This is a genomic window from Isoptericola sp. NPDC060185, assembly GCF_042728595.1.
GTDB lineage: Bacteria > Actinomycetota > Actinomycetes > Actinomycetales > Cellulomonadaceae > Isoptericola.
In genome coordinates this window covers 1-4,881 of sequence record NZ_JBHWYY010000134.1, presented here as the reverse complement: position 1 = coordinate 4,881, position 4,881 = coordinate 1, and the positions used below count along the sequence as shown (strand labels likewise).

Annotated in this window: 5 protein-coding genes; all 5 read right to left on the bottom strand. The window is 78.8% G+C overall.

From position 1 onward, the window contains the following. On the bottom strand, positions 1-1,029 hold a 1,029-nt coding region (locus ACFWDO_RS21135), incomplete at its 3' end, for a hypothetical protein (RefSeq protein WP_380347163.1). Next, positions 1,026-2,297 carry a DUF4255 domain-containing protein gene (locus tag ACFWDO_RS21130; RefSeq protein WP_380317274.1) on the bottom strand — a complete coding sequence of 424 codons (1,272 nt, stop codon included), beginning with the start codon at positions 2,295-2,297 and terminating at the stop codon, positions 1,026-1,028. The genes ACFWDO_RS21130 and ACFWDO_RS21135, both read right to left, overlap by 4 nt. Then, positions 2,294-3,436 carry a hypothetical protein gene (locus ACFWDO_RS21125; RefSeq protein WP_380317277.1) on the bottom strand — a complete coding sequence of 381 codons (1,143 nt, stop codon included), beginning with the start codon at positions 3,434-3,436 and terminating at the stop codon, positions 2,294-2,296. The genes ACFWDO_RS21130 and ACFWDO_RS21125 overlap by 4 nt, the downstream gene beginning before the upstream one ends. Then, complete coding sequence (locus tag ACFWDO_RS21120; protein ID WP_380317280.1) at positions 3,433-4,212, bottom strand: hypothetical protein; 780 nt, start codon at positions 4,210-4,212, stop codon at positions 3,433-3,435. Before ACFWDO_RS21120 ends, ACFWDO_RS21125 begins: the two co-directional genes overlap by 4 nt. Before the next feature lie 14 nt (positions 4,213-4,226). Then, on the bottom strand, positions 4,227-4,748 hold the full coding sequence (locus tag ACFWDO_RS21115) for a phage tail protein (protein WP_380317283.1): 522 nt from the start codon (positions 4,746-4,748) through the stop codon (positions 4,227-4,229). Positions 4,749-4,881: the final 133 nt, after the last annotated feature.

Sequence of the window (4,881 nt, the reverse complement as noted above, 5' to 3'; positions counted from 1 at the left end):
GTCCGGCGCGGCCGCCCCCGCGTCGGCGAGCGCCCCGGCGAGGGCGGCCCGGCGCTCGCCCGCGCCGAGGCGCGGCACCTCGACGACGGGGAGGCCGAGCGCGTCGAGGGCCGCGCCACCCGGTCGGGTCGAGGCCACGAGCAGGATCGGCGCCTCCGTCCCGGCGAGGGCCCGGCCGAGCTCGGCGACGGCCCGCGGGGCCGCCTCGTCGACGTCGAGCACCCACGCCACGCGCGCCAGCACGGTCTCGCGGACGAGGCGCTGCAGGGTGGTCGCCGGCCCGGCAGGGCCGGGGTCGACGGCGTCCGCACCGAGGAGGCGCGGCCACAGGCCCGCCGCGGCGCAGGCGGCCGCGGCCAGGGCGCGCGTGGTGCGGGGCTGGGGCCCGCGCATCACGACGGGTGCTCCCTCGGTCCACCGGCCCACGACGTCGCCGACGAGCGCGGCGAAGGTCTCGCCCAGCCGGGCCGGGACGTCCAGCGGACGGCTGGCGAGCTCCAGCTGCTCGTCCAGCCCCTCCACGCCCACCAGGTGGTGGACCACCCGCTCCGGGGGCACGAGCGGGCTGGTGAGCACGGCGTCCGGGTCGGCCAGGCGCAGCAGCTGCCAGCGGCGCAGGGGGCGGCGGTGGGTCAGGGCGTCCCAGTGGGCCCCGGGGAGCCGCTCCAGCGCGGTGGCGAACGTCAGCCGGGGGCCGCCGCCGTGCTCGGCGAGCTCGCGCGCGACGTCGCCCACGAGGTCCGGCCCGCAGGCGAGCAGCAGCACCGACCGCTCGAAGGCGGACAGTCCCAGGCGGTCCTGGAGCACGTCCAGCGGCGCCGGCCCGCCCGCCCGGGCGCGCACGCCCGCGAGCGCCCGCTCCGCCGGTGCCGGGTCCGCCCCCCTGAGGCGTGCGCGCGCCACGGTCAGCTCGGCGACGGTGAGGTCGCGGCGCTCGTCGGCGGCGGTGTCGGCGTCGGCGACGACGCCGGGGGTGGTGTCGCCGGCGCCGTCAGCCGTCGCGGCCGCACGGCCGGGGGCGAGGGTCACGGGACGGTCACCGCCGGGGCGTCGTAGGTGCCGCCGGCCCCGAGGGTGGGCAGCGACTCCACGCCGTCGACCGTGACGCGCACCAGCCACGTGCCGGGGACCAGGTCGTCGTCGGGGAGGTCGAGCGCCGCGACCGGCGGGCCGGCGGGCACGGGCGGCAGCACGGCCGCGACCACGGGCTGCACGGTCCCGGGCAGATCTGGGTCCGGTTCGCCCGGCTCCGCGAGCCGGCCCAGCGTGACGGCCGCCCGCTGCCCCTCGCGCAGCGGCGGCGCGACGGGGACGTGGACCTCTCCCCCCGCCACGGTCACCGCCCCCACGGTGGGCACGACGACGAGCGGCACGGCGTTCGACCGCCCCACCACGCGCTCCGGCTCGCCGGTCGCCGCGTCGGCGGGGCGCACGTGCACCACCTGCAGCGCCTGCACGCCCGCCGGCACGGCGTCGGTCAGCACGACCGTGACGCGCGCGGCCGTCGACCCCGGCGCGGGCGCCAGCCGCGTGCGCCCCACGACGACGAACGGGTGCGCGGACGCGAGCCCAGAGCCCTCGACGACGAGCGTCGACCCCGTGGTGGCGGGCCCGCCGTCGGCGGTCGTGACGGCGGCGACCTCCGCCCGGGCCAGGGTGCGCACGTCGATCCGGCGCGTGCGCACCGGGAGCACGCGGCGGGGCGGGTCGTCGGCCTCGACCAGCACGACCGTCGCCATGTACGCCTGGGACAGCAGGTACGGGGTGCCGAGCACGCCCCACAGCTTGGACAGCTCCTCCAGCGACAGGGGCGCCGGGCTGAGCTTGACGGGCTCCGCCTGCCCGGCGAGGTCGGCGTGCTGCAGGAACGCCGTGTCCGTCTCGGCGCCCAGGAGGTCGATCGCGTCCTCGACGACGTCCTTGGTGAGCACGGGCGTGGCGGCCAGCGCGAGCGCGGCGCGCGTGAGGAGGCGCTGCGGCTCCAGGGCGGGCTCGTCGCCGTACGCGGTGACCAGGTAGTGGAGGTCGAGCGCGGCGAGCGGGCGCGCCACGAGGGCGCCCGCCCCGCTGCGGGTCGGCAGGTCGGTGAGGTTCCACGCGTGGTTGGGCGTCACCTGGTAGAGGAAGACGTTGAGGCCGCGCGCCGGCGCGTCGTCGGAGCCGAGCGCGGCGAGCTGCGCGGGCCGCAGCGTCGTGACCTTGCGGCCCGCGACGGGGTCGGGCTCCGCGTCGACGGCCCGCTGCAGCACGGCCCGCAGCGTGGCGGTGACGGCCGCGATGGCGTGGGTGTTGCTCATCGCCACCTCCGCTGCTGGCGGGCGAGGTAGTCCGCGTGGTCCACCCGGGCGACCGCGCGCGGGGCGCGGGGCGGTTCCGGGGTCGGGCGATGCACCTCGACCCGGTCCACGTGGACGTGCACGACGGCGCCCGGCGGCGCCTCGACGGGGCCCAGCCCGGGCGCGGCCAGGTCGTCCGCGCCGCCGGGCTCGAGGAGCCCGCGCTCCGCGAGCGCGGGCGCGACGTGCGTGCGCAGCAGGTCCTCCGGGCCGAGCGCGGTCGTCGTACGGTCCGGCTGCGATCCCGCAGTCCGGGCGCCTGCGTCCGGGCGGCCGTGACGTGCGTCCCCTTGCCTGCTGCCCCGTCCCGACCCCGCGAGGCGGAGGACGGGCGTCCCTCCTCCAGGACGCGGGGACGATGCGCCGGGCGCGACGACGTCGCGTGGCCCGGCGCCGTTCGTGGCCCCGTCGTCCCGGGCGTCGTCGGGCCCGACGTCGTCCTGCCCGGCGTCGTCCTGCCCGGCGTCGTCCTGCCCGGCGCCGTCCTGCCCGGCGCCGCTCCAGGTGTCTCGCCGGAAGTCATCGGTCCGGCCGTACCAGCCGTCGTCACCGTCGATGCCCGGCCCGCCGTGGGCAGGCGCGCCACCGACGACCCGTCCTGCCCGGCCGGCGACCGCGGCGCCCGGTCCGGCGGCGCCGAGGCCCGCGCGCCGAGGGTCGGTCCGTGCGCCGCCGGCGGGCCCGCCGGGTCGGCGAACGGACCCGGACCCGGCGTCGCCGGGCGCGGCGCCCCCGGATGGCGGGGCCGGTGCGACGCCTCGTGGCGCTGCCCCGGAGCCGACGTCGTCCGAGCGCCGACCGCCCGCCGCGACCGAGGACCCGGGCCCGTCGCGCCCGGGCCACGGGTCGCCGCCCGCGTACGCCCCCACTCCCGTCGCGGCGGGCGCCGGTGTGCCTCGCTGCGCGGTCCCGCCGTGCGTGGACGTCTCCCCCGCGCCTTCCCCCGCCCGGTCCGGCGCGGGCACCTCCGGCGCCCCGCGGCCCGCGGGCACCGGCCCGGAGGCCCAGACGTCCCGGCGCCCGACGAGCCGCGTCACCGATCCTTCCCCCGCCCCGGCACGCGTGGAGCGCTCCGCGATCCGGTCGAACACGTCGCTCATCGCGCCCCGCCTCCTCCCCGCACGAGCACCTGCTCCGCGAGGGCCAGGTACTCCGCGCGCCGCGCCGGGCTGAGGTCGAGCACCTGCGGCTCGGTCCACCCGAACGCGGCGGCCAGGGTGGCGACGTCCGCGAGCTCGGCCCGCGCCTGCTCGGCCACACGGTCGGTGAGGAGCGACACGACGTCGACGTCGGCGCGCACGTCCGTGTCGCAGCCCGGGCAGCGCAGGCGCACCGACACGCCTGCCGCCCCCACGAGCCGCTCGGCGGCGGCGGCGACCCGCTCGGCCAGCTCCGGGTCGGCGAGATCAGCGCCGTCGAGACCAGCGCCCGCGGGCCGGCGCACGCAGCGGTGCCGCAGGGCCGCCGCGGGGTCGGGGGCGGCGAGGGCGGCGAGCAGGTCCGCCGTCGTCGGGGCGCGCACCTCGACCGGGCCGACGGCCTCGACGTCCGGCACCTCCGGACCGTCCAGGCGGCCCGCTCCCACACCGTCCCCGACCACACCGTCCCCACCCACGGCGACGCCGTCGAGCGGCAGCGGGACGTCGAGGAGCTCCCCGCACGACGGGCAGGTGACGACCGTCTCGAGCACGTCCCCGGCCCGCTCCCGCAGCTCCGCGAGCGCCGCACCGGCGGCGGCGGCGAGGGGCAGCGCGCACGCCGCGTCCAGGTCCGGGGCCACCCCGCGCGCCACCAGCACGGCCGCCCCGCGGGCGGGCGGCGCGGTGGCCGCGAGCGCCTCCCACAGGGCGAGCGTGGGCGCGGGCCGCCCGAGCACCGTCCGGCCCGCCGTCAGGGCTCGACGAACGACGGCTCGGACGGCTCGGCGACGGCGACGTCGCGCTCCCAGCCCTCGTTCTCGAGCTTGATGGTCTGGATCGCGACGCCGTTGGCGTTGGCGTCGAGCTCGGGCATCGGCTGGTACTCCGACACCCACGCCCGGTACACCTTGTAGGCGAGGACGAGCTGCCCCGCCTCGTTGTACAGCTCGATGATGAGGTCCTTGCGGAACCCCGCGAGGGACACCTCGGCGCCGAGGCCCGCGCCGTAGTTCCACACGGAGTTCGCCCACCGCTCGAACTCGACGTCGTGCGTGACGCCTCGCTCCAGCGTGATCGCCTCGTACTCGGTGCGGCCGGGCGACTTGCGGCTCGACGACGGGTCTCCGCCGTGGCGGTGCTTGACCACCTCGGTGGTCTTCTTCAGGGCGCTCACCTTCGACACGCCGGCCACGTACTTCCCGTCCCACTTCACGCGGAACTTGAAGTTCTTGTACGGGTCGAAGCGGGTGGCGTTGACCGAGAACTCAGCCATGTCGGGCTCCTGGTGTCGGGCTCCTGGTCGGGGCGGGGCGACAGCGCCCCCCCCGCCGCCGGCAGCAGGGAAGCGGAGTTTAAAAAAACTGCCCGCGTCAGCGGCGCCGAACCCCCCAGGTTCTTAACCACGA